Here is a 21363-nt window from a genome sequence, read left to right on the forward strand (position 1 = left end):
CACCGGCTCATTCGATCGTCAGTCGGGCGACATCGCCCTTGATGCGCTGCGAAATGTCGATCATCCGACCCTGGTACTCGATCGTCACCTGTGTCGCATTGCCCACCACCAGAGAGAACGGCGGTTGCCCGGTCACTTCCCGCTGGCTACCGGCCGGGCTCAACTCGGCAAAAACTATCTGGCCACGACCGTCGCGGACCTCGACCCAGGCGGGTTGCATGAAACGCAGCCGCAGACCACGGCCATTGGTTGTCGTATCCGAAAGCACCGTTGCATTCGGCGTCGGTACGATCGTCACCGACTCGCCGGTCGCAGCTGGCGATGGCGCAACCGGTGGGGCAGCCGGCTGCTGGACAGGAACTGGGTTACGGGCGAGCAGCGCCGCCAGCTTTTCCTGCCAGAAATCCGCCGGAGCATAGAAATAGGCCAGCACGGCCAGTCCCAACAGCAACAGGCCCGCCAATACGGCAAGATAATCCCGGCGCTGTGGGCGCCGGTTGCTGGGATTCGGGAGGCTGGCAGTGGTTCCGGCCGACACCTCGAGCTGTGCTGTTTGCTGCAGTTGTGCGGCATCCAGCCCGTGCATCAGGGTATCGGCATCCACATTGAGCAGGCGCGCATAGTTGCGAACGAAGCCACGGATCATGGTATTACCAGGCAATGACGCCCAATCCTCGGCCTCTATCGCTGCTATCTGCCTGGGGCCCAGCTTGAGCGACTGTGCCACCTCGGCCAGACTCATGTTTCTGGCTTCCCGAGCGGTACGCAATTGTTGGCCGACGCTTCCGCTCACGGGTGCCAGCGTTTCACCACTCGTCAACTGCTCGCGGAACGGATCCGCCGCTGGCAGACCGGGCGCAGCCGGAGCTGAAAAACGGGATGATTCACTCATTCGAAGTTGCCTCTCAGCAATTGCTGCGCCTCGGGCGAGAGCGGGAATCTTCGCCGCAACTGACTGACGTATTTGGCCTCGGCAACACGCTCACCGAGTCGGCGTTCAATCCGTACCCCCAGCCACAGAGCCTCGGCGCTTGGCTCGGTCCTGCGCAATAGACTCGAGAGTTGTTGCTTGGCCAGTTCCAGATGACCGCGTTCATAATTGATGCTGGCCAGTTGCAGCAAGGCCTGGGGGTTATTCGGCGCGATCAGCAGGCTCTGCTGGACATAATTCTCGGCAGTGACCAGTTCGCCAAGCTTGGCGTAACAGGAGCCCGCGTTCAGATAGGCCTTTTCGGGAGTCTCATAGAGCGGGTTCTTGATCGCCTGCTGAAAGAACGTGATCGCCTCCTTCTCCCGCCCCACCTGGCAGAGGAACCAGCCGTAATTATTATTGATCTCGGGGTCGTTGGCGTCGAGACTCAAGGCTCGCCGAAAGTCCTGGTCGGCGGACTGCATCTCGCGCACCCGGAAGCCCGCCAGTCCCCGCGTCGCGTAGGCCTTGGCGTAGTCGGGGTCGATGTCGATGGCAATGGTCAGTTCTTCAAGAGCCACCGCCAGATTGCCATCCTGGAGATAGAGCGAACCCAGTTCGGTATGCAGTTTGGCGCGCGTGCGGGCGTCTCGAGGTTTGGTCGGGGTACGCGAATCTGCTGCCTCATCGACTTCCTTCTGCTTCGTCGTCTGCAATACGCCTGACGACGAGCAGGCCGCGATGCACAGACAGGCAAGGATCGCCCAGCACGCCTTCCTCCTCAAGTGCAGACCTCCTGACGATCAAGGTGGAGAACAAAGCTTCGCCGACCCGTCCGCTGCGTTCTGTCGAGAACCTGTCCGGCCAGTTGGCCACAGGCAGCAGCGATGTCCTCGCCACGTGTCTTGCGAGTGGTGGTCACCACTCCGGCATCGCTCAGAAGCTCGACGAAACGCCGGATGCGCGTCGCTGGCGAACGCCGATAGCGCGAGCCCGGAAAGGGATTGAAGGGGATCAGGTTGAATTTGCACGGCACGTCGCGCGTCAGGGCCAGCAATTCGCGCGCCAGCGCATCGGTGTCATTGACCCCGTCGAGCATCACATACTCGAAGGTCACGAAGTCACGTGGCGCTTTCTCGAGATAGCGCAGGCAGGCGGCCAGCAACTCACGCAGGGGGTATTTCCGGTTGATCGGCACCAGTTCATCACGCAAGCGGTCGTTTGGAGCGTGCAAAGAGACTGCCAGCGCCACCGCACATTCGTCGCGCAGACGATCCATCGCCGGCACCAGACCCGAGGTGGATACCGTGACCCGGCGGCGCGACAAGCCATAGGCATGGTCGTCAAGCATCAGGCGCAGTGCTGTCACCGTATTGTCGAGGTTGGCCAGCGGCTCGCCCATGCCCATCAGTACGACATTGCTGATCACCCGTTCGGACTGCCCCTTCTGCTCCTGGCAAGCACCCAGCGCCTGCCTGGCCTGCCATAACTGACCGACGATCTCGGCCACTGTCAGATTGCGGTTGAATCCCTGTTTTCCGGTCGAGCAGAACGAACAGTCGAGCGCGCAGCCGGCCTGCGTTGAAATGCACAGCGTTCCCCGATCAAGCTCGGGGATGAAGACCGATTCGATGACGTTACCGCCACCGACATCGAACAGGAACTTGCGCGTTCCGTCGTCCGAGACCCGATCGGCGAGGAGCCCTGGCGGCACCACCACCGCCAGGGCCTTGAGTTTCTCGCGCAGACTCTTGGCAATGTCGGTCATGGCATCGAAATCACGCTGCCCAAAACGATGCAGCCAGCGCAGCACCTGTCTGGCACGAAAAGGCTTTTCACCGTTATCGGCCAGAAAGGCCGTCAGTCTGGCGGCATCGAGGTCGAGCAGATTGACCGTCATCTGGGCGAATGGCTCTGACCTAGCGGCCGGAATAGACGTTCATCGCCGGGAAGAAGAAAGCGATTTCCACCTTCGCTGTTTCCTCTCCGTCGGAACCATGCACTGCGTTGGCGTCGATCGACTCGGCGAAATCAGCGCGAATCGTTCCCGGATCGGCCTTTTTCGGATCGGTTGCGCCCATCAGTTCGCGGTTCTTGGCGATAGCGTTCTCGCCCTCAAGAACCTGAATCATCACCGGGCCGGAAATCATGAAGGAAACCAGATCGTTGAAGAAGGGGCGCTCCTTATGAACGGCGTAAAAGGCGCCCGCTTCCTGCGGCGACAACCAAGCCAGTTTGGCGGCAATGACCTTCAGGCCATTCGTCTCAAAACGGGAGTAAATCTTGCCGATCACATTCTTGGCAACTGCGTCGGGTTTGATGATGGAAAGAGTACGTTCGATGGCCATGCGTCATTCTCCAAGGGCGGGTAAATCAACAAAAACAACGGCAAATCATGTTCCTAGACACATAACCTTAAATTATACCAAGAGTAGGACAGGAATGCCGCGCTCTGCGCAAAATGCGCCGAGAAATGATGCACAGGAGAAGAGTTGACAGCCCATGCAGGCACTATCTGCATAGACTGTCTACAGGCGTACAGTAGTCTGGCGGGATTGTGGAAAACCGGGAGGGGGTCTGTGGATTGCGTGTCGTTCATCAGTGGAGAATCAATTTTGATATTTCTTTCAGCAAGCCACTCCTGGCCCGCCATTTTTTGCTACTTTGTCGTGGCACGGCCCAATTCAACTCGACAACAAAGGAGAGAATCACGATGTTCAAGGGAATCCTGATCACCAGGGACAACGCCACTTACCAGGCCGAAGTCCAGCAGATCGACGATGCCGTATTGCCGTCAGGCGATGTCACCGTGCGTGTTGAGTGGAGTACGCTCAATTACAAGGATGCTCTGGCCATCACTGGCAAGGCGCCGGTCGTTCGCCGCTTCCCGATGGTTCCGGGAATCGACTTTGCCGGCACGGTTACGACAAGCAGCAACCTGGCCTGGCCGGTGGGCGAGCGTGTGCTCCTCAATGGCTGGGGAGTCGGCGAAACGCATTGTGGCGGACTGGCCGAGCTGGCACGCGTCCAGGGCGAATGGCTGGTGGCACTGCCGGGTAGTTTCACGGCACGCCAGGCAATGGCCATTGGCACCGCCGGTTACACGGCGATGCTCTGTGTGCTCGCGCTGGAAAAGCACGGCGTCCGGCCAGAAGACGGCGAAATTCTCGTCACAGGGGCCAACGGCGGCGTCGGTAGCGTGGCCATCGCCCTGCTCGCAAAGCTCGGCTACCAGGTGACGGCATCGACTGGCCGAAGCTCTGAAGCCGCGCATCTGAAAGGACTCGGTGCAGCAGCGGTCATCGATCGCCAGGAGCTGGCCACGCCGGGCAAACCGATCGGCAAGGAACACTGGGCTGGCGTCATCGACACGGTCGGCAGCCATACCCTTGTCAATGCCTGTGCGACCACCCGTTATCACGGCGCAGTGGCTGCCTGTGGGCTGGCCGGCGGCATGGACTTTCCGGCAACGGTGGCGCCTTTCATCCTGCGCGGCGTCACCCTCTACGGCATCGACAGCGTCATGGCGCCGCTAGCGGTGCGCAAGGAGGCCTGGGCGCGTCTTGGCAAGGATCTCGAAATCGCCCGGCTCGACGCGATCACGCGTGAGATAGGTCTTTCCGAAGCCATCGCCGTCGCTCGCGAGTTGCTCGACGGAAAGGTACGTGGGCGGGTTGTCGTTGATGTCAGCCGATAAGCCGCTTCAACCGGACACTGAAGGGTCTGGCTTCGTGCCGGACCTTCCGGGAATCCCCGAACGTTCCGTCACCGTCAGGCAACGCGAATCAGTGCATGCACCCCTGAAGCCTATCGTGCGGGAACCAACTGCCAGCCTTCGGGACAGTGGCGAACGTTCGGGTAATACTGCCCAAGTGATCCGCAGTAGTTCCAGAAAGCACTCGGCGGCTCGACATAGACCGGCTGTGCTGGGGTGACATAGACCGGCTCCGCTGGCGCCACATACGCCGAACGCGGTGCGTAATAGCTAGAGGCCGCAACCCCTGCGGCGATCCCGGCAATGGCCAGCACGGCAGCCGGCGCAACCCAGCCGTATCTACTCGAATGGCCACGATGATGATCATGCTGTGGCGGCGAATAGTGGCCGCGATAGTCACCGCGGTAATCGCCCCGATAGCCACCGCGGTAGTCGCCAGGGTCGGCCAGAGCAGGAGTTGAACAACCCAGCGCGAAGCTGAGTGCGATGCAGAGTGGGGTAATTGTCGTCTTCATGGGACGAATAACGCCCGGAAGCGCCAGGCGATGACGAGGCTCCGGGACGATTTGTAAGGAATTGTGACAAAGATCGATTCCGGGCACCGAGCAGAGTTCTTCCCGCTTTCCCCGATTTCCCCGCTTTCCCGATATCCTTGCTGCTTCCTCCTCCGCTATCGCAGTTCGGTGAAGCGCCCCTTGCTGCCTCAACGACAATCAGGCCGACTTCTCGTTCTCAAGCGCCTTGGCGGTGATCTCTTCGTACAGACTGGCCATTCTTGCCGCCAGATCCTGATATTCGGGGTGCCGATCGAGAAAAGGTTTCGCTTCTTCGGAATCTGCAAATACACGCTCCAGGAAAGCGATGTCCATGTCATCAAGGCGCTCACCCGCATCCACCTTGGCCTTCAGATCGAGTGCTCTGGGCAGACGCTCTTTTTCCAGGCGCTCCAGCACCACTGTCACCACACCGATGTCATCCTGTTCCTGAGTCATTGCCCGCTCCTTGTTGGTTTGTTTTTACCTCAACCGCCGTGCGACTCGCCGGCGACCACCCGCGCAGGCATCACGCCGCGACTTATGCTAGGATAATGCCAGTTTCAGTGGGGAAAAGGCAAGAGCAACGGGTAATAGCAGCACACGATGATCTTCCGCACTCGATCGAGAGACAGAGTCCTGAGTCAGCCACTGCAATCGCTGGCAGGCAGATCACATCCCGTTACACAACAGGGACAGAGGAACTACAGATTAGCGGGCTTGCATTCGCTATTCTTCGTTTCGTCGCTGTCATGCCTTCCCTCCCCCCCCCCGCGTGACAGTGATCGTTGTACCCGGCCCGCCCAGCCCTCCCTCTGAGCGGGCCGTTTTCGTTCTGGCCAGCCAAGCTATAATCGCTTCCCGCCAGGCCGCAGGCGGCAATCTGCGCATCTCTTGGAGTGACTGATGAATCAATGGATGAGAATTCTGGTATGCCTGCTGTCGCTGAGCATGCTGCCACCCACCGTTGATGCCAGGCAATCCGCCTCGATCCCTCTGCCGCCAGGCGTCGAGAAACTGACCACTGTCGAAGGTATCAGCGAGTACCGGCTGGTCAATGGCCTGCGCTGCATCCTCTTTCCAGATGCGACCAAACCCACGACCACCGTCAACGTGACCTATCTGGTCGGCTCGCACCAGGAGAACTATGGCGAGACCGGCATGGCGCATCTGCTCGAACATCTGATCTTCAAGGGATCGAAGAATTTCGTCGATCCGGCCCGGCAATTCAAGGCGCGTGGCTTCGAGATCAATGGCAGCACCTGGCTCGATCGGACGAATTACTATCTCACCTTTCCGGCTAGCGAAGATAACCTCAACTGGGCCCTCGCCTGGAGTGCCGATGCGATGGTCAACTCGTTCATCGCCCGGAAAGACCTCGACAGCGAAATGAGCGTCGTGCGCAATGAATTCGAGATGGGTGAAAACAATCCGTCCAGCGTGATGTTGAAGCGCATGCAGTCAATGCTCTTTGACTGGCACAATTACGGGAACAGCACGATCGGTGCGCGCAGTGACATCGAGAACGTCAAAATAGAAAACCTGCAGGCCTTCTACCGCAGATATTACCAGCCCGACAACGCCGTTCTGACGGTAGCCGGCAAGTTCGACGAGCGCCAGGCCCTCAGCATGATTGCCGCCAGCTTTGGCAAGCTACCGAGACCGACACGCGTACTGCCAAAACCATGGACAGTCGAACCGACGGCCGATGGCGAGCGTCAATTCACGATTCGCCGCAAGGGCGAGGTTCAGCTCGTGGCCCTCGCCTACCGCACGCCTTCCAGCCTGCATCCTGAATCCGAGGCCGTCAGCATGGCCACCGAAGTACTCGGTGATACCCCAAATGGTCGCCTGTACCGGGCTCTGGTGCCGACCGGACTGGCAACAGAGGTGTTTGCCTACGGCATCGATGCTCGCGAACCTGGCTTTGTAGTCTTCGGCGCACTGGTCAACAAGAGCGAAGCGATCGATCGTGTGCGCGACAAAATGATCGAGGTAATCGAGGGCGGCTTCGCCAAGGAAGCCGTGACCACTGCCGAACTCGGGCGCGCGGTCGAGCAGTCACGCACCGCCTACGAACGGGCGCTGGCCGATCCCGAAGCCTTCGCGGTGATGCTTTCCGAATACATTGCGCTCGGCGATTGGCGGCTTTTCTTTTACGGCCGCGATCAACTCGACCAGATCAGGACGACGCAGCTCGATGCGGCAGCCGCCAAGTATTTCGTTCGTGACAACCGCGTCCTTGGCACCTTCATCCCCGACGATTTGCCGCAGCGCGCCGTGGTTCCCCAGGCGCCGAGCGCCGCCATGCTGTTGGCCAATTTCAAACCGCAGAAAAACGGCGACGCCGGAGAAGCTTTCGATCCTTCATACGAGAACCTTGATCGACGCACCCGGCGTCAGACCTTCGGTGACCTGAAGCTTGCGCTGTTGCCAAAAAGGAACCGGGGACGGACCGTGAACGTGGCGATGAGTTTCCGATGGGGTGACGAAAACTCGCTGCAGGACCGCAACATCGCCGGCACGCTGGCAATTGCCATGCTCGCCCGCGGCACCAGCCGCCTGAACCGCCAGCAGATTGCCGACCAACTCACCCGTCTGAAAGTCCAGGGCCGCCTGACGCACTTTGAAACGACCCGCGACAAGCTGCCCGAAGCGCTGGAACTGGTCGCGCAACTACTCCAGGATCCCAGTTTCCCGCCAGACGAGTTCGAGGAACTCCGCCGGGAAACATTGACCACACTGCAATCCCAGCTCGACAACCCGGACACGCTATCGAGCGATGCCCTGAACGCGCATTTCAATACCTATCCGCCAGGTGATCCCCGTTACCATAGCCCACTGCAGGAACGAATCGAACAGTTGCGCCAGGTAACCCTGGATGATGTCATCCGCTATCAGCGCGATCTCATCGGGACCGCTCGCGGCGAAATCGCCATCGTTGGCGATTTCGATGAACAGGTGATCCATGACAAACTGCTGCAGCTGTTCCCAGGGCATATCTCAAGATCGCCTTATCAGCGCCTCGATCGGGAATACCGCCGTGTGCCACCGCAACGGATCGTGATCGATACGCCCGACAAGGAAAATGCCTTCCTGCGCGCACGCATCGACATTCCGCTGCGCGACGATGATCCCGACGCTGCAGCCCTTTATGTGGCGAATGATATCTTCGGTGGCCATTCCGGTCTGTCGAGCCGTCTGGCTGATCGCCTGCGCCAGAAGGAAGGCCTCAGCTACAGCGTCGGATCGAACCTGTCGATGGGCAGCCGCCAGCCACTGTCGATCTGGGCCGTTGCGGTGATGGTGGCTCCGCAGAACGCGGCCCGCGCCGAACAGGCCTTTCTCGAAGAACTACAGCGAGCACGCCGCGACGGTTTCAGCACGACAGAGGTTGCCGCGGCCAGAAAGGGCATCATCCAGGCGCGTGCCGTTGCCCGCTCGCAGGACAATGCAGTCGCTTCTCGCTGGCAGTCCTTTCTCGATCTCAACCGCAACTGGCAGTTCTCGAAAGACTTCGAGGCCAGGCTGATGGCCGTCACCCCGGCGGAAGTCAACGCCGCCTTCCGCAAATACATCGACCCCGAGCAACTGACGCTGGTCATCGCCGGCGATACCCGCAAAGGCCTTGCCAACTGAAGGAAGCGCCGCGGTGACGAGGTGAACAAGGAAGGGTGAGCGCACGACAGGCGACGTCATCCCTCCTGTCGACAGCCGCCTACTTCTTGAGGCTGTCGCGAATCTCGCGCAACAACAGCACTTCCTCGGCCGGCTCGGGCGGTGGCGCGACCGCAGCAGGCGGCTCGCTCCGCTTCAGGCGATTCATCTGCTTGATCATCACGAAGATGATGAAGGCCAAAATGATGAAATTCACCAGGATGGTGAGGAAGCTGCCGTAAGCGAACACCGGAACCTGCGCCTTCTTGAGTGCATCCAGGGTCCTCGCGGTCCCCTCCGGGATGGTGCCGAGCACCAGGAACATGCCCGAGAAGTCGAGCTTGCCCCCCATGATCCAGGCAACGAAAGGCATGATCAGATCAGCCACCACCGAATCGACAATCTTGCCAAAAGCCCCGCCAATGATCACGCCGACGGCGAGATCCATGACGTTGCCCTTCATGGCAAACTCTTTGAACTCCTGCACCATGCTCATGGCGTCTCCTTCAAGTTGGTTCTGGAGGGTTCTGGAAATTCCGAGCCCGCTACCCCGACTCGGCGGGCGATTATAGGGGGAATGGCCAGCGCCTGTGAACAGCCCTTACAGCGCGCGCAGCCTTTCTCCGGCGGCAGCCAGGGTGGCTTCCTGCTTGGCGAAGCAGAAACGCACGACGCGCTCGTCGCGACCGTCGTGATGAAAAGCCGATACCGGGATCGCAGCCACTCCCGCCTCGCAGGTCAGCCAGCGGGCAAACTCGCGGTCCGGCAGGTCGCTGATCGCGCCATAACGCGCCAGTTGAAAATAGCTGCCGCGGCAAGGCAGCAGTTCGAAGCGCGAGCCCTGCAACTGGCTGCGAAAGTACTCGCGTTTACCTGCGTAGAACGCCGCCAGACCGAGATGGCGCGAAGCATCGCACATGTATTCGGCGATTCCGAGCTGGCAGGGCGTATTCACCGTAAACACGTTGAACTGATGCACCTTTCGGAATTCGGCCATCAGCGCAGCAGCCCCAAGAACGTAACCGACCTTCCAGCCGGTGATGTGATAGGTCTTGCCGAACGACGAAACGACGATCCCTCGCGCCGCCAGTTCCGGATGCGCAGCAACGCTTTGATGCTGCACGCCATCGAAAACGATGTGTTCGTAGACCTCGTCGGAAAGCACCACGATGTCGGTATCGCGGGTCAGCGCCGCCAACTGATCGAGGTCATCGGCGGCCAGCAGGCTGCCAGTCGGATTGTGCGGCGAATTGATGAGGATCATGCGCGTCTGCGGACCGATCAGCGAACGCACCTGCTGCCAGTCCGGCCGGTAATCGGGGAAGCCGAGCGCAGCATACACCGCCTTGCCACCAACCGTTTCGATCGCCGGCACATAGCTGTCATAGACCGGCTCGAAGATGATGACCTCGTCACCCGCACGCACAAAGGCCGCGATCGCGGTGAAGATTGCCTGTGTCGCGCCGGCGGTGACGGTGATTTCGCTATCGGCATCGTAGCTCGCCCCATACAGCGCGGCCACCTTGTCGGCGATCGCCGAGCGCAACTCGGGAACCCCGGCCATCGGCGGATATTGATTGCGACCTTCGCGCATCGCGCGCGCGGTCGCGTCGAACAACGAGGAATCGGCCTGGAAATCGGGAAAGCCCTGCGAGAGATTGATCGCGCCGCAGTCGGCGGCGAGTTTCGACATGACGGTAAAGATGGTGGTCCCCACCTGGGGCAGCTTCGAGTCGATGACCACGGATGACTGGCGCATGGCGATCCGCGCCGGGCGCGGTGAAGAGTGAGGAAGCGGGTAGTTTAATTCAGTCAGATTTCAGGTGGAGCTGTATTCCTGTCGCACGCCGACACATTTCGGGCAAAGCGCGCTGATTTCCACCTCAGGACTTTCCAGGCGATGTCCGGTAGCGGCCAGACTGTTCGACAGGGCACTCATCACCGATTGCTCCTGCAATTCCGTAACTCCGCTGCATTTCGGACAGACCAGAAACAGACTGGGGGTTTGATGGGAAGCATGCCGGCAGGCAACGAAAAGATTCATGCGCCCGATTTTGTGTGCCAGGCCCTGCTCAATCAGAAAATCTAGCGCGCGATAGACCGTCGGCGGTGAAGCGCCGGGCCGGGCTTCCTTGATCTGGGCCAGAAGATCATAAGCCTTGACGCCGGTAGGGCTGCGGTAAAGCAGTGCCAGCACATCGCGACGGATCGCCGTCAGACTGGCGCCCCGCGCCCGGCAAGCGGCTTCGGCCCGATCGAGGGCGTCGGTATTATCGCCTTGAGGTGGCGGACATTGAACGTCGGAAATTGAGGTTTTCATTCGTTTGCTCTTGGTGGGACAAATGTAATGTTATAACATTGCATTTGTTGTATTCAAAAGACCCTATGTTAACCCGACTTGAAGACGCGCCCATCGGCGCAGGCTTGCCGCTTTCCGAAGTGCTGGCCGAATTGCCATTCGATCGGCAAGGTCTGATTGCCGCCGTTGCCCAGCAGTTCGATACACGGGAGTTGTTGATGCTGGCCTGGATGAATCGCACCGCCATCGATGAAACACTGGCTTCAGGTTTTGCCTGCTACTGGTCGCGTTCGCGCCAGACCTTGTGGCGCAAAGGCGAAACATCCGGTTGCCGGCAACGCGTGGTCGAAACACGCTTTGATTGTGATGGCGACGCCATCCTGCTGCTCGTCGACCAACTCGGCGGTGCCTGCCATACCGGGCGGAGCAGCTGCTTCTACAACGCGGTCAAGGGCGACCGCATCGAAGTCATCTGCGCCCCGATTCCACTGCCCATTCATCAGAACCAAACATGACCAACCAACCCAACAAGAACGATTCCCGTCTCCCTGTCACTGTCTTGTCAGGCTTTCTCGGTGCCGGCAAGACCACGCTGCTCAACCATGTCCTGAACAACCGGCAGGGCCTGCACGTTGCGGTCATCGTCAATGACATGTCCGAGGTCAACATCGACGCCCGCCTGGTCGCCGAAGGCGGCGCCGAGTTGTCGCGCGCCGAGGAGAAGATGGTCGAGATGAGCAACGGCTGCATCTGCTGCACGCTGCGTGAAGACCTCCTGGTCGAAATCGCCCGGCTGGCCAAGGAAAAGCGCTTCGATTACCTGCTCATCGAATCAACCGGCATCGCCGAGCCATTGCCGGTGGCCGAGACCTTTACCTTCCGTGACGAGGACGGCACCAGCCTGTCGGACGTCTCCCGGCTGGATACCATGGTCACGGTAGTGGACGGCTTCAACTTCCTGCGCGACTACAGTTCGCAGGACTACATCGCCGATCGCGGTGAAAGCCTGGGCGAGGACGACCAGCGCACGGTGGTCAATCTGCTGGTCGAACAGGTCGAGTTCTGCGACGTCATCGTCCTCAACAAGACCGACCTTCTACCGCAGGAGGACGTTGCCCGCCTCGAAGCGATCCTGCAAACGCTGAACCCCCGGGCCGACATCGTCCATGCCCGGTTCGGCCAGGTGCCGCTGGAACGTATCCTCAGTACGGGTCTCTTCGATTTCGAGCAGGCGGCAGAAGCGGCCGGCTGGTTACGTGAACTTCGTGGCGAACACATTCCGGAAACCGAGGAATACGGCATTTCGAGCTTCGTTTACCACGCTCGCCGGCCTTTTCATCCGGCGCGTTTCCATCATTTGATCAATCAGGAATGGCCTGGCGTCATCCGCTCGAAAGGTTATTTCTGGCTGGCTTCACGCCCCGGTCTGGTTGGTAGCTGGTCGCAGGCCGGCCCGGTAATCCGACACGAACTGGGCGGTTTGTGGTGGGTGGCCGTACCCGAAGCGCAATGGCCGCAGGACGAGGGAAACCGTCGGATCATCCTGAATCGCTGGGTGGAACCCTATGGCGATGCTCAGCAGGAACTGGTGATGATCGGCATCGAGATGGATGAAGCCGCTTTGCGCCAGGCCTTCGATGCCTGTCTGCTGAATGATGCCGAACTGGCGGCGGGGCCGGAAGCATGGGTGCGTTATGAAGATCCGTTCCCGCAGTGGTCAATCGAAGAAGGCGAGGAGGACTGAATCATGTTTTCCCAGGATACTGACCGACGCATCCCGGTCACTCTCCTCACCGGCTTTCTCGGCGCCGGCAAGACGACGCTGCTCAATCACCTGCTCAGCCAGCCCGAAATGGCCAATGCAGCCGTGTTGATCAATGAATTCGGCAGTGTTGCGGTCGACCACCATCTGGTGACCAAAATCGACGAAGACCTGATCATGCTCGACTCCGGTTGCATCTGCTGTACCGTGCGCGGCGATCTGACACGCAGCCTGACCGATCTGTTCATGCGCAGCCTGCAGCGGAAAATCGTTCCGATCAATCGTGTGGTGATCGAAACCACCGGGCTGGCCGATCCAGCACCAGTGATCTTCACGCTGATGGAAGATTTCTTCATTGCCGAGCGCTTTCGTATCGATGGCGTCGTTACCGTCGTCGATGCGACCCATGCGGCCGGACAACTGGCGCAGCACCCCGAGGCAGTCAAGCAGGTGGCGATGGCCGACCGTTTGCTGCTCAGCAAGTGCGATCTGGCGGAACGGTCAGAAATCGACCAGCTCAGCCAGACCTTGCGCCGCATCAATCCGGCGGCAGCGCAGATTTTCGTGCGTCGAGGTGAAGTCGCGCTGGCCTTGATTAGCGGCTGCGGTCTCTACGACCCCGGCAGCAAGACACCGGATGTCGCCGGCTGGCTGGCCGAGGAAAAAGTGCGCGAGGAACGACGCAAGGCGCATGGCCATCACCACCATCATCACGACGTAAACCGCCACGACGCCGAGGTTTACAGCTTCGCGCTGACCTTCGACCAACCCTTGCAATGGCTTTGCTTTGTCGAGGCCGTGAGCATGCTGCTGCAGGGCATGGGCGACCGCATCCTGCGCATCAAGGGCCTGCTCAATGTCATCGGCGACGACAAGCCGCGCGTCGTCCAGTGCGTCCAGCACACCAACTATCCCTATACCCGACTCGACGACTGGCCGGCCGAAGCGCCCTACAACGACAAGCACAGCCGCCTGGTCTTCATCGTGCGCGGCCTCGATCAACTCCTGATCGAGAAAGCCTTCGCCATGTTCTGCGGGGTGCTCGACGGCGAGCGCCGGGAAGCGCTGGTTGCCGAAGGCCGAATGAAATGAACATCCGCCTGCACAACACGCTGAGCCGGCAAAAGGAAGTCTTCGTGCCGGCCGATCCGCAGCGCGTCACCATGTACGTCTGCGGCCCCACTGTTTACAACTACGTGCATATCGGCAACGCCCGCCCGGTCGTTGTGTTCGATGTACTGTCCCGGCTGTTGTCGCGGCATTTCCCGCAGGTGGTCTACGCCCGCAACATCACCGACGTGGACGACAAGGTCAACGCCGCCGCTGCCGCCAACGGCGAGCCGATCCGGATGCTGACCGAGCGCTTTGCCGACGCCTCCCGCCAGGACATGGCGCGCTTGAATGCGTTGCCCCCAACCCTTGAACTCTGGGCGACCGAGCACGTTCCGCAGATGATTGCGTTGATCGAGCGTGGTCATGCTTATGTGCGTGACGGCGCCGATTTGCTCGGGCTGTTGCAACAGCCACCGGCCCGTTGGCGCCAACAAGGTGGAATGCCGGCGGACAAGCAAGCTGCTGGCCCAACGCCCGAAAGCATCGAGTCCATGATTGCCGCCCGCCAGGCTGCCCGCGCGGCGCGTGATTTTGCCCGCGCCGATGCTCTGCGTCAGACACTCGCTGCCCAGGGCATCGGCATCGAAGATAGTCCTACGGGCACTACCTGGCATCGCCTGCACACGGAGCACATGCCATGAAGCACCTGCTGACCCGTGCCATCCAGCTGATCATTCGCGGCTACCAGTTGGTTATCAGCCCCATGCTCGGTCCGCGCTGCCGCTTTTATCCGAGTTGTTCCCACTATGCCCAGGAGGCCTTGCAAATCCATGGCCTGCGTCGTGGTGGCTGGCTGGCCCTGCGCCGCATCGGCCGTTGCCACCCCTGGCATCCCGGCGAGGTCGATCCCGTTCCTCCCGCCTGTGCCGATCACACCCATTGCCCCTGACAACGCTACGAGAAGCTCAAACATGCCCATCATCACGCTGCCCGAAGGCAGCCAACGCACTTTCCCGCAACCGGTCAGCATCGCCGACCTGGCTGCCGACATCGGCCCCGGTCTGGCCAAGGCCACCCTGGCCGGCCGGATAGATGGCCAACTGGTCGATACTACGTTCATTCTGGAGCAAGATGCCAACGTCAGCCTGATCACTGTCTGCGACCCGGAAGGGCTGGAAATCCTGCGCCATTCCTGCGCCCACTTGCTGGCCATGGCCGTCAAGCAGCTCTATCCGGGCGCACAGGTCACCATTGGCCCGGTCATCGAGGATGGCTTCTTCTACGACTTCGCTTTCGAGCGCCCGTTCACGCCCGACGATCTGGCGCAGATCGAAGCCCGCATGCAGGAACTCGCCGCCGCCGACCTGCCGCTCAGCCGACGCGAGCTGCCGAGTGACGAGGCGGTCGCCTATTTCGATCAACTCGGCGAGTCCTACAAGGCCGAACTGATCCGCGCCATCCCGGCAGGTGAATCCTTGTCGCTTTACCGCCAGGGCGATTTCGAAGACCTCTGTCGCGGCCCGCACGTGCCGAGCACCGGCAAACTCCAGGCTTTCAAGCTGACCAAGGTGGCCGGCGCCTATTGGCGGGGTGATGCCAAGAACGCCATGCTGCAGCGCATCTACGGCACCTGCTGGCCGGATGCCAAGGCGCTCAAGGCCTACCTGACCCGCCTCGAAGAAGCCGGCAAGCGCGACCACCGCAAGCTCGGCGCCCAGCTCGACCTGTTCCATTTCGACGACTGCGCGCCCGGTTCGGTGTTCTGGCATCCGAAAGGCTGGATCTTGTTCCAGCAACTGATTGGCTACATGCGCACGCAGCAGGAGCGCGCCGATTATGTCGAGGTCAATACCCCGGACGTGATGGATCGTGGCCTGTGGGAAACCTCCGGCCACTGGTTCAACTACCGCGAGGCGATGTTCACGACGACCACCGAGGACGAGCGCGTCTTTGCCCTCAAGCCGATGAACTGCCCTGGCGCCGTCTCGCTGTTTGCCCAGGGATTGAAAAGCTACCGTGACCTGCCGCTGCGCATGGCCGAATTTGGCAAGGTGCACCGCGACGAGCCTTCCGGCGCATTGCACGGCCTGCTGCGCGTGCGCCATTTCACCCAGGACGACGCACACATCTTCTGTACGCCGACTCAGATGCAGGACGAATGCGCCGGCACCATCGGACTGGTCTTCGCCATCTACCGCGATTTCGGCTTCGACAATGTCGCCGTCAGGCTGTCGACGCGGCCGGCCAACCGCATCGGCAGCGACGAAACCTGGGATCAGCTCGAAGGCGCGCTGTCCGGCGCGCTCGACCGGATGAGCATCGATTACCGGATCAACCCCAGTGAAGGTGCCTTCTACGGCCCGAAGCTGGAATTCGTGCTGCGCGACGCCATCGGCCGCGACTGGCAATGCGGCACGCTGCAGGTCGACCTCAACCTGCCCGAGCGCTTCGACATCAGCTATATCAACGAACAGGGCGAATGCGAACGGCCGGTCATGCTGCACCGGGCGCTGTTCGGCTCGCTGGAGCGCTTCACCGGCATCCTGATCGAACACTACGGCGGCCTCTTCCCACTCTGGCTGGCGCCGCAGCAAGCGGTCGTGCTCAATATCAGCGAAGGTCAGGCCGACTATGCGCAAAGCGTGTTGAAAGCCTTGAAGAAAGCCAGGGTGCGCGCCGCCATCGATCTGCGCAATGAAAAAATCGGCTACAAGATCCGCGAATACACGCTGCAAAAAGTGCCTTACCTGCTCGTCGTCGGCGACGAGGAAAAAGCCAAAGGCTGCATCGCGGTGCGCTCGCGCGCCGGTGAAGACCTCGGCAGCCTGCCGCTAGCCGAGGTCATTGCCCGCCTGCGCCAGGAAGCGCAGCCCCCTGGTAGCGAGGGATCATGCTGATCCGCAAGCTGTTCAAATTCGAGAATGCCCACCTCGTGCGCGGCTGCAGCACGCGGCGCTGCTCGCACTCGATTCACGGCCATTCCTACAAGGTCGAACTGCTGCTCGAAGCGCATGCCCTGGATCACGGCCAGATGGTTTACGACTTCGGCCTGTTGAAAGATGGCCCGCGCACACTGATCGATGCTTTCGACCATGCCGTGGCCATCTGGTCGGGTGATGATCCGGACTACATCGCAGCCTGCCAGCGCTTTTCCGAGCGCTGGATTCTGATTCCCGTCTCGCCCAGCGCCGAGCAGTTCGCACGGCTGTTTTTCGTGCTCATCGACCGGCTACTCAACCTCACAGAAATGTGTAACGGCGAAGCCGACGTACGCCTGCATTCGATCATCGTCCATGAAACCGAAACCGGCTACGCCCAGTGTTTCAGGGAAGACGCGATCAACCCGCGCATGGGACTGATCACGCTAGACAACATCGAATTCTCCCAAGCCATCCGCAACGAATGGCCCGATCCCAAGCTGTTCGACAAGCTCAAGCGCGGTGAACGAACCGCCCATCCCAACGGAGTCTGAACCATGATCCGCAAGAACCCACGCGGCGATCTGCCGCACATCCATGAGTCCGCCTACGTCGACCAGACCGCCATCATCTGCGGCAAGGTCATCATCGAGGAAAACGTCTTCGTCGGTCCCTACGCGGTGATCCGCGCCGACGAGGTCAATGCCGCAGGCAACCTTGAACCGATCCGCATCCGCGCCCACTCCAACATCCAGGACGGTGTAGTCATCCATTCCAAGTCCGGCGCCCTGGTCGATATCGGCGAACACACCTCCATAGCCCATCGTTCCATCGTCCATGGCCCCTGCGTCGTCGGCAACAACGTCTTCATCGGTTTCAACAGTGTGCTGTTCAACTGCACCGTTGGCGAGGGCAGCGTCGTTCGCCACAATGCGGTCGTCGACGGCGCACATCTGCCGGCCGGCTTCCATGTGCCATCTACCGAGCGTATCGGCCCGCGCACCGACCTCGCCGCCATGCCCCGCGTCACGGCACAGGCCACGGAGTTTTCCGAGGACGTGGTGCGCACCAATCACGAGCTGGTGCAGGGCTATAAACGCCTGCAAAACGAATTTTGATCGTAACTACTCGGGAGCCTCGACCAATGGCTGTGCAGTTCAAGCCAAACGAGGCTGAGGAGGCTGGCCCTGGAAAGTCAGTCTGGCTCACCTCATGGCACGCGGCGACCAGGATGAAGGGATACTCCGCCTCCAGTCGTCGCTCATTGAACGACCTGACGCGCGCATCCAGCCCAGCGCACAGCGCGCTCACCATCGATTTGGAAAAGCTCGCCCCGCACAGTTCCTCGGTGATCGCCGTGACCTGGCGTGTCGACACGCCCTGCACGACCATTTCCATCAGCGCCAGCACGAACGCCTGCTCACTTCTCTGATAGCGTTTAAAATCTCCGTCGAGAAGCGGCCATCCCGCGTTGGCGGCACCCGCAGCGTCACCCGCCCAACGCGCGTGTAGAGTGTGCGCGCACGCGTCCCATTGCGGGACCCCGCCCGCTCTTCCGTCCGTTCGTGCCGTTCCGCGCCCAATGCCTCCGTCACCTGTGCCTCCAGTATCTGGTTCAGCACCGCCTCCACCAGCTTCGCCAGCCCGTCCTGTCCGCTCAACAGGCCAGTACTTGATGCGCCAGACCAATGAAATCCGGCAAGCCGAAAAGGCGCATGAAGCCGTCCTCAAAGTATAAAGCAACAGTTGCACCACACTTGGCTCGATGCCGACCCTGCAGTGATTTCCCGCCTCTCGAGTGCTGATGTCTGCCGACGATCACTTGCTGCCGCATGTTCACGTCAAGTTGAACGACGGTCGTGAGTGTACCGTCGATATCGACACGCTGGAAATCAAAGGGCGGATTGCCGCACGCGAGATCCGGGATGAACTGGCGTGGATTGCAGAAAACCGGGCGCTTCTGCACGGTGAATGGCGGAGGTACAACCCATGAGCGAATACTTTTTCCCCAAGCTGAACGCCGTCGAGGTGATGGCTCCGTATTTCGGTTCTCCAAATCAACTTCCTTCAGCTCCTCAACAGCCTATCTTGCCGTCCTGCGTGCAGCCAGATTACAGAAATGTAATCGGCAGGTCAGTCTATTGTGGGTTATCCCGACGCAAAATGCCGCGCAAGTACCGGCTCGATGATTTGGCGGGAGGATGGAAATGAACCGATGTTTACTCGGAGTCGTGGCGACGATCGCCAGCGGCAGCGTCATGGGTGCGCTCGTCGTGGTTTCCGGGCTGATCAATGTCGCCGCCAGCGAACCGCACAGTCCTCTCGTTCACCAGTTTCTCGCCTTCGCCCGCGAACGCTCGATTGCCAGCCGTATCGCCGACATCCAGGTGCCGCAAGACCTGGCCGAACCTGAACGGATTCGGCGCGGTTCCGGGAACTACGAAGCCATGTGTGCCACCTGCCACCTCTCGCCTGCAGGCACCGATTCGGAACTGCGCCAGGGTCTCGATCCAACGCCGCCCAAGCTGGCCGAAAAACCGGATGCTTCAATTCCGGCGCGAAATCCGGCGCGCGACTTCTGGATCATCAAGCATAGCATCAAGGCTTCGGCGATGCCGGCCTGGTCGAAGGGCGGAATGGAAGATGAAGCGATCTGGGATCTCGCCGCTTTCCTGCAAACGATGCCGTCGCTGACGAAAGACGAGTACGCGCGGCTGGTGGCGTCGAGCGACGGCCATTCGCACGGCGGGCAGGCAAACCATGCCGATGAGCACGACGAACGGCCTGCAACTGCCGCGCCCGCGAACCCGGCGAAGCCTCGCCAGAAGACGGCCGGGCATGATCACGCTCATCATCGGCACTGAGGGAGAAAAAGTGCGATCACCAGCGTACGTTTGAAACCGCCGGATCAGGCGTCGCCAACGGCACCGCGGCGGCACCCCGTCAAGACACGTTTCTCAAGGGAGCAGGCGAAAACATTGGCCACCGGCGAACGCACCGTTTCCGTCGGCGACATGCCAGATCGAAAGCTCCTCGACATGAAACGTTCGGGCGCATAAAACGCCCCCCTTTCGCCCCGCCGTCGACTTCCGCAAGCGCACTGCTTCGGCGATAATTCGCCGGGGATCTGGAAGCCGCTCGAACGTGCAGCGGGCGTGCCGCCTTTACCGGCCGACACGAAAGCCACCCGGTGAGCGACATCTTCATCTGCTACTCGCACAGCGACAAGACCATCGCCACTCGCCTCAGGGATCGCCTGCAGCGCGAGGGCTGGTCGGTATGGATGGACCTGCATATCGACGCCGGGCATCGCTGGGCGGACGAGATCCAGGCGCAACTCGCCGCCGCACGCGCCGTCGTGACGCTCTGGTCGGTCCGTTCGGTCACCAGCCGCTTCGTCATGAACGAGGCGCACGAAGCGGCCGACCGGGAAATCATCTTTCCGGTCCGCCTCGAAAACCTGCGCATCCCTTACGGCTTCCGCCAGTTCCAGACCCCCGACCTGATCGGCTGGGATGGCGGCGAGGATTGCGACGGCGCACGGCAGCTCGTCAGTTCGCTACACAAGCACCTGACCGGGGCGACACCCCGCCGGCGACGCCAGTCCAGCCTGCCCAGCCCGAGGCACACGCCCGCCCGCGAACACCGACTACGATAGCCAGTCCATCCGCCGCCGCGCGCTCGCCCGCCGCGCAGCCCCTGGCGCCGGGAGACACCTTCCGCGATCGCCTGCGCAACGGCAGCGAAGGCCCGCGGATGGTCGTCGTCCCCGACGGCCGCTTCGTCATGGGCTCGCCGGCCGACGAGCCGCTACGGGCTGACGACGAAGGTCCGCCGCACGAAGTGCGCATCGCGCAGCCCTTCGCGCTCGGCGTCCCAGCGCGTCTCACCTGGCTCGGCTTCATGCCGCAGCCCGTGCCACCAGCGCTTCGGGCGGTAACCATCGGGGGCTTCGACGAAGGCGCGGTACTGCCTCCAGGTGACCGGATGGCGCGCAATGCAAAAAGCGGCGCCGGTAAAGTGACCGGCATTCTCCGCAAGCGTGACTTCGCCGGCCGGAACGTCGACCCAGGCGATGTCGGGCAGGCCATCGTCGTTCACGCCGACGCCGCGCCGCGGGTCGCCCATCTGGTTGAGGCAAAGACCGATTTCTTCGCGTCGATGGTCCGCGGTGTGGTGTCGGATTCCAGCTCGGCGAGCAGGCGCAGTGGCTCGGCATCGAGGAAGCTGACCAGCGGTTCGTCGAGCTGGCCGGCAAGCGCGCGCCAGGCGTCGATGCCGCTGTCGGCGAAGTCGGGGTCGCGCGTGGCGCACAGGTGCGGGGCCAGCGCGAGCAGCGCAGCGAGCGCCGGCCTCTGCCGTTCCCAGGTCGAGCGCAGCAGGTCGGCCGGATGCGGCGTGGCACTTCGCGCCGCTGCCACAACTGATCAAAGAGCGCGACGCGCGCGCAGACCTTGACGCTGCTCGACATCGATGATGCCGGCGTACCGCGCGACCTCGACTTCCCGCAGGACCT

24 protein-coding genes and 2 pseudogenes are annotated in these 21363 nt (G+C 61.2%); 14 read left to right on the top strand and 12 right to left on the bottom strand.

Annotated features, from left to right (window positions below; translation table 11 throughout):
• Nucleotides 1–7: 7 nt before the first annotated feature.
• The 4 genes from AW06_RS11685 to ndk are packed head-to-tail and all read right to left on the bottom strand — an operon-like array spanning nt 8 to nt 3258.
• On the bottom strand, nt 8–892 hold the full coding sequence (locus tag AW06_RS11685; protein WP_034950124.1) for a helix-turn-helix domain-containing protein: 885 nt from the start codon (nt 890–892) through the stop codon (nt 8–10).
• Nucleotides 889–1695: a type IV pilus biogenesis/stability protein PilW gene (gene pilW, locus AW06_RS11690; protein ID WP_246148219.1), complete on the bottom strand. Its 807-nt coding sequence runs from the start codon at nt 1693–1695 to the stop codon at nt 889–891. Before pilW ends, AW06_RS11685 begins: the two co-directional genes overlap by 4 nt.
• Nucleotides 1692–2810 (bottom strand): 23S rRNA (adenine(2503)-C(2))-methyltransferase RlmN, encoded by a 1119-nt coding sequence (gene rlmN, locus AW06_RS11695; RefSeq protein WP_034950130.1) that lies wholly within the window; start codon nt 2808–2810, stop codon nt 1692–1694. Before rlmN ends, pilW begins: the two co-directional genes overlap by 4 nt.
• A 19-nt stretch (nt 2811–2829) precedes the next feature.
• Nucleotides 2830–3258, bottom strand: a complete 429-nt coding sequence (gene ndk / locus AW06_RS11700) for a nucleoside-diphosphate kinase (protein WP_034928282.1) — start codon at nt 3256–3258, stop codon at nt 2830–2832.
• A 365-nt stretch (nt 3259–3623) separates the two neighbouring features.
• Here ndk and AW06_RS11705 point away from each other — a divergent pair, with 365 nt between their 5' ends.
• Nucleotides 3624–4607, top strand: a complete 984-nt coding sequence (locus AW06_RS11705; protein WP_034950132.1) for an MDR family oxidoreductase — start codon at nt 3624–3626, stop codon at nt 4605–4607.
• 110 nt (nt 4608–4717) lie between these two features.
• On the opposite strand, the gene AW06_RS11710 is transcribed toward AW06_RS11705, so the two are convergent.
• Both AW06_RS11710 and AW06_RS11715 read right to left on the bottom strand, forming a co-directional pair.
• Complete coding sequence (locus AW06_RS11710) at nt 4718–5140, bottom strand: hypothetical protein (RefSeq protein WP_034950135.1); 423 nt, start codon at nt 5138–5140, stop codon at nt 4718–4720.
• Between the two features lie 198 nt (nt 5141–5338).
• Entirely contained in the window at nt 5339–5617 is a 279-nt protein-coding gene (locus tag AW06_RS11715; protein WP_034950138.1) for a hypothetical protein, read from the bottom strand.
• Between the two features lie 447 nt (nt 5618–6064).
• Between AW06_RS11715 and AW06_RS11720 the strand changes: the two genes are divergently transcribed.
• Entirely contained in the window at nt 6065–8797 is a 2733-nt protein-coding gene (locus AW06_RS11720) for a pitrilysin family protein (protein ID WP_034950140.1), read from the top strand.
• Between the two features lie 79 nt (nt 8798–8876).
• Here the strand turns inward: AW06_RS11720 and mscL are convergent, their stop codons facing one another.
• The 3 genes from mscL to AW06_RS11735 form a co-directional block, all read right to left on the bottom strand.
• Nucleotides 8877–9311: a large conductance mechanosensitive channel protein MscL gene (gene mscL / locus AW06_RS11725; protein WP_034950143.1), complete on the bottom strand. Its 435-nt coding sequence runs from the start codon at nt 9309–9311 to the stop codon at nt 8877–8879.
• Nucleotides 9312–9416: 105 nt separating this feature from the next.
• Nucleotides 9417–10574 (bottom strand): pyridoxal phosphate-dependent aminotransferase, encoded by a 1158-nt coding sequence (locus tag AW06_RS11730; protein ID WP_034950146.1) that lies wholly within the window; start codon nt 10572–10574, stop codon nt 9417–9419.
• Between the two features lie 60 nt (nt 10575–10634).
• Entirely contained in the window at nt 10635–11135 is a 501-nt protein-coding gene (locus tag AW06_RS11735) for a transcriptional repressor (protein WP_034950149.1), read from the bottom strand.
• A 65-nt stretch (nt 11136–11200) separates the two neighbouring features.
• Between AW06_RS11735 and hisI the strand changes: the two genes are divergently transcribed.
• From hisI to AW06_RS11775, 8 genes and pseudogenes are all read left to right on the top strand, one after another.
• Complete coding sequence (gene hisI, locus AW06_RS11740) at nt 11201–11629, top strand: phosphoribosyl-AMP cyclohydrolase (protein ID WP_034950151.1); 429 nt, start codon at nt 11201–11203, stop codon at nt 11627–11629.
• Nucleotides 11626–12858 carry a zinc metallochaperone GTPase ZigA gene (gene zigA / locus AW06_RS11745; RefSeq protein ID WP_034950155.1) on the top strand — a complete coding sequence of 411 codons (1233 nt, stop codon included), beginning with the start codon at nt 11626–11628 and terminating at the stop codon, nt 12856–12858. Before hisI ends, zigA begins: the two co-directional genes overlap by 4 nt.
• Before the next feature lie 3 nt (nt 12859–12861).
• On the top strand, nt 12862–13968 hold the full coding sequence (locus AW06_RS11750) for a GTP-binding protein (protein ID WP_034950157.1): 1107 nt from the start codon (nt 12862–12864) through the stop codon (nt 13966–13968).
• Nucleotides 13965–14369 (top strand): annotated as a pseudogene (locus tag AW06_RS20485) (cysteine--tRNA ligase); the annotation flags it as partial. The gene AW06_RS11750 and the pseudogene AW06_RS20485, both read left to right, overlap by 4 nt.
• A 257-nt stretch (nt 14370–14626) precedes the next feature.
• On the top strand, nt 14627–14878 hold the full coding sequence (gene yidD, locus AW06_RS11760; protein WP_034950162.1) for a membrane protein insertion efficiency factor YidD: 252 nt from the start codon (nt 14627–14629) through the stop codon (nt 14876–14878).
• Nucleotides 14879–14900: 22 nt separating this feature from the next.
• The gene (thrS, locus tag AW06_RS11765) at nt 14901–16826 is read left to right on the top strand and encodes a threonine--tRNA ligase (RefSeq protein WP_034950164.1); all 1926 of its coding nucleotides are present in this window, start codon (nt 14901–14903) and stop codon (nt 16824–16826) included.
• Entirely contained in the window at nt 16820–17401 is a 582-nt protein-coding gene (locus tag AW06_RS11770) for a 6-carboxytetrahydropterin synthase (RefSeq protein WP_034950168.1), read from the top strand. The genes thrS and AW06_RS11770 overlap by 7 nt, the downstream gene beginning before the upstream one ends.
• A gap of 3 nt (nt 17402–17404) precedes the next feature.
• Nucleotides 17405–17965 (top strand): carbonate dehydratase, encoded by a 561-nt coding sequence (locus AW06_RS11775; protein WP_034950171.1) that lies wholly within the window; start codon nt 17405–17407, stop codon nt 17963–17965.
• A gap of 100 nt (nt 17966–18065) precedes the next feature.
• Here the strand turns inward: AW06_RS11775 and AW06_RS20490 are convergent.
• A pseudogene (locus AW06_RS20490) lies at nt 18066–18511 on the bottom strand (transposase); the annotation flags it as partial.
• Nucleotides 18512–18651: 140 nt separating this feature from the next.
• On the opposite strand from AW06_RS20490, the gene AW06_RS11785 reads away from it, so the two are divergent.
• The 4 genes from AW06_RS11785 to AW06_RS11795 all read left to right on the top strand — a co-directional run bounded on the left by AW06_RS11785 (nt 18652) and on the right by AW06_RS11795 (nt 20505).
• The gene (locus AW06_RS11785) at nt 18652–18840 is read left to right on the top strand and encodes a DUF4160 domain-containing protein (RefSeq protein WP_034950175.1); all 189 of its coding nucleotides are present in this window, start codon (nt 18652–18654) and stop codon (nt 18838–18840) included.
• Nucleotides 18837–19058 (top strand): hypothetical protein, encoded by a 222-nt coding sequence (locus AW06_RS20495; protein WP_273704629.1) that lies wholly within the window; start codon nt 18837–18839, stop codon nt 19056–19058. Before AW06_RS11785 ends, AW06_RS20495 begins: the two co-directional genes overlap by 4 nt.
• Nucleotides 19055–19711, top strand: coding sequence for a cytochrome c (locus AW06_RS11790; protein WP_034950178.1), 657 nt, complete (start codon nt 19055–19057; stop codon nt 19709–19711). The genes AW06_RS20495 and AW06_RS11790 overlap by 4 nt, the downstream gene beginning before the upstream one ends.
• Nucleotides 19712–20037: 326 nt before the next feature.
• The gene (locus tag AW06_RS11795; protein WP_034950180.1) at nt 20038–20505 is read left to right on the top strand and encodes a toll/interleukin-1 receptor domain-containing protein; all 468 of its coding nucleotides are present in this window, start codon (nt 20038–20040) and stop codon (nt 20503–20505) included.
• Nucleotides 20506–20657: 152 nt separating this feature from the next.
• On the opposite strand, the gene AW06_RS11800 is transcribed toward AW06_RS11795, so the two are convergent.
• Nucleotides 20658–20948, bottom strand: a complete 291-nt coding sequence (locus AW06_RS11800; protein WP_273704630.1) for an SUMF1/EgtB/PvdO family nonheme iron enzyme — start codon at nt 20946–20948, stop codon at nt 20658–20660.
• Nucleotides 20945–21268: a hypothetical protein gene (locus AW06_RS11805; RefSeq protein WP_034950185.1), complete on the bottom strand. Its 324-nt coding sequence runs from the start codon at nt 21266–21268 to the stop codon at nt 20945–20947. Before AW06_RS11805 ends, AW06_RS11800 begins: the two co-directional genes overlap by 4 nt.
• Between the last annotated feature and the right edge of the window lie 95 nt (nt 21269–21363).

Source organism: Candidatus Accumulibacter cognatus (assembly GCF_000584975.1).
In the GTDB taxonomy this organism is placed as follows: Bacteria; Pseudomonadota; Gammaproteobacteria; order Burkholderiales; family Rhodocyclaceae; genus Accumulibacter; species Accumulibacter cognatus.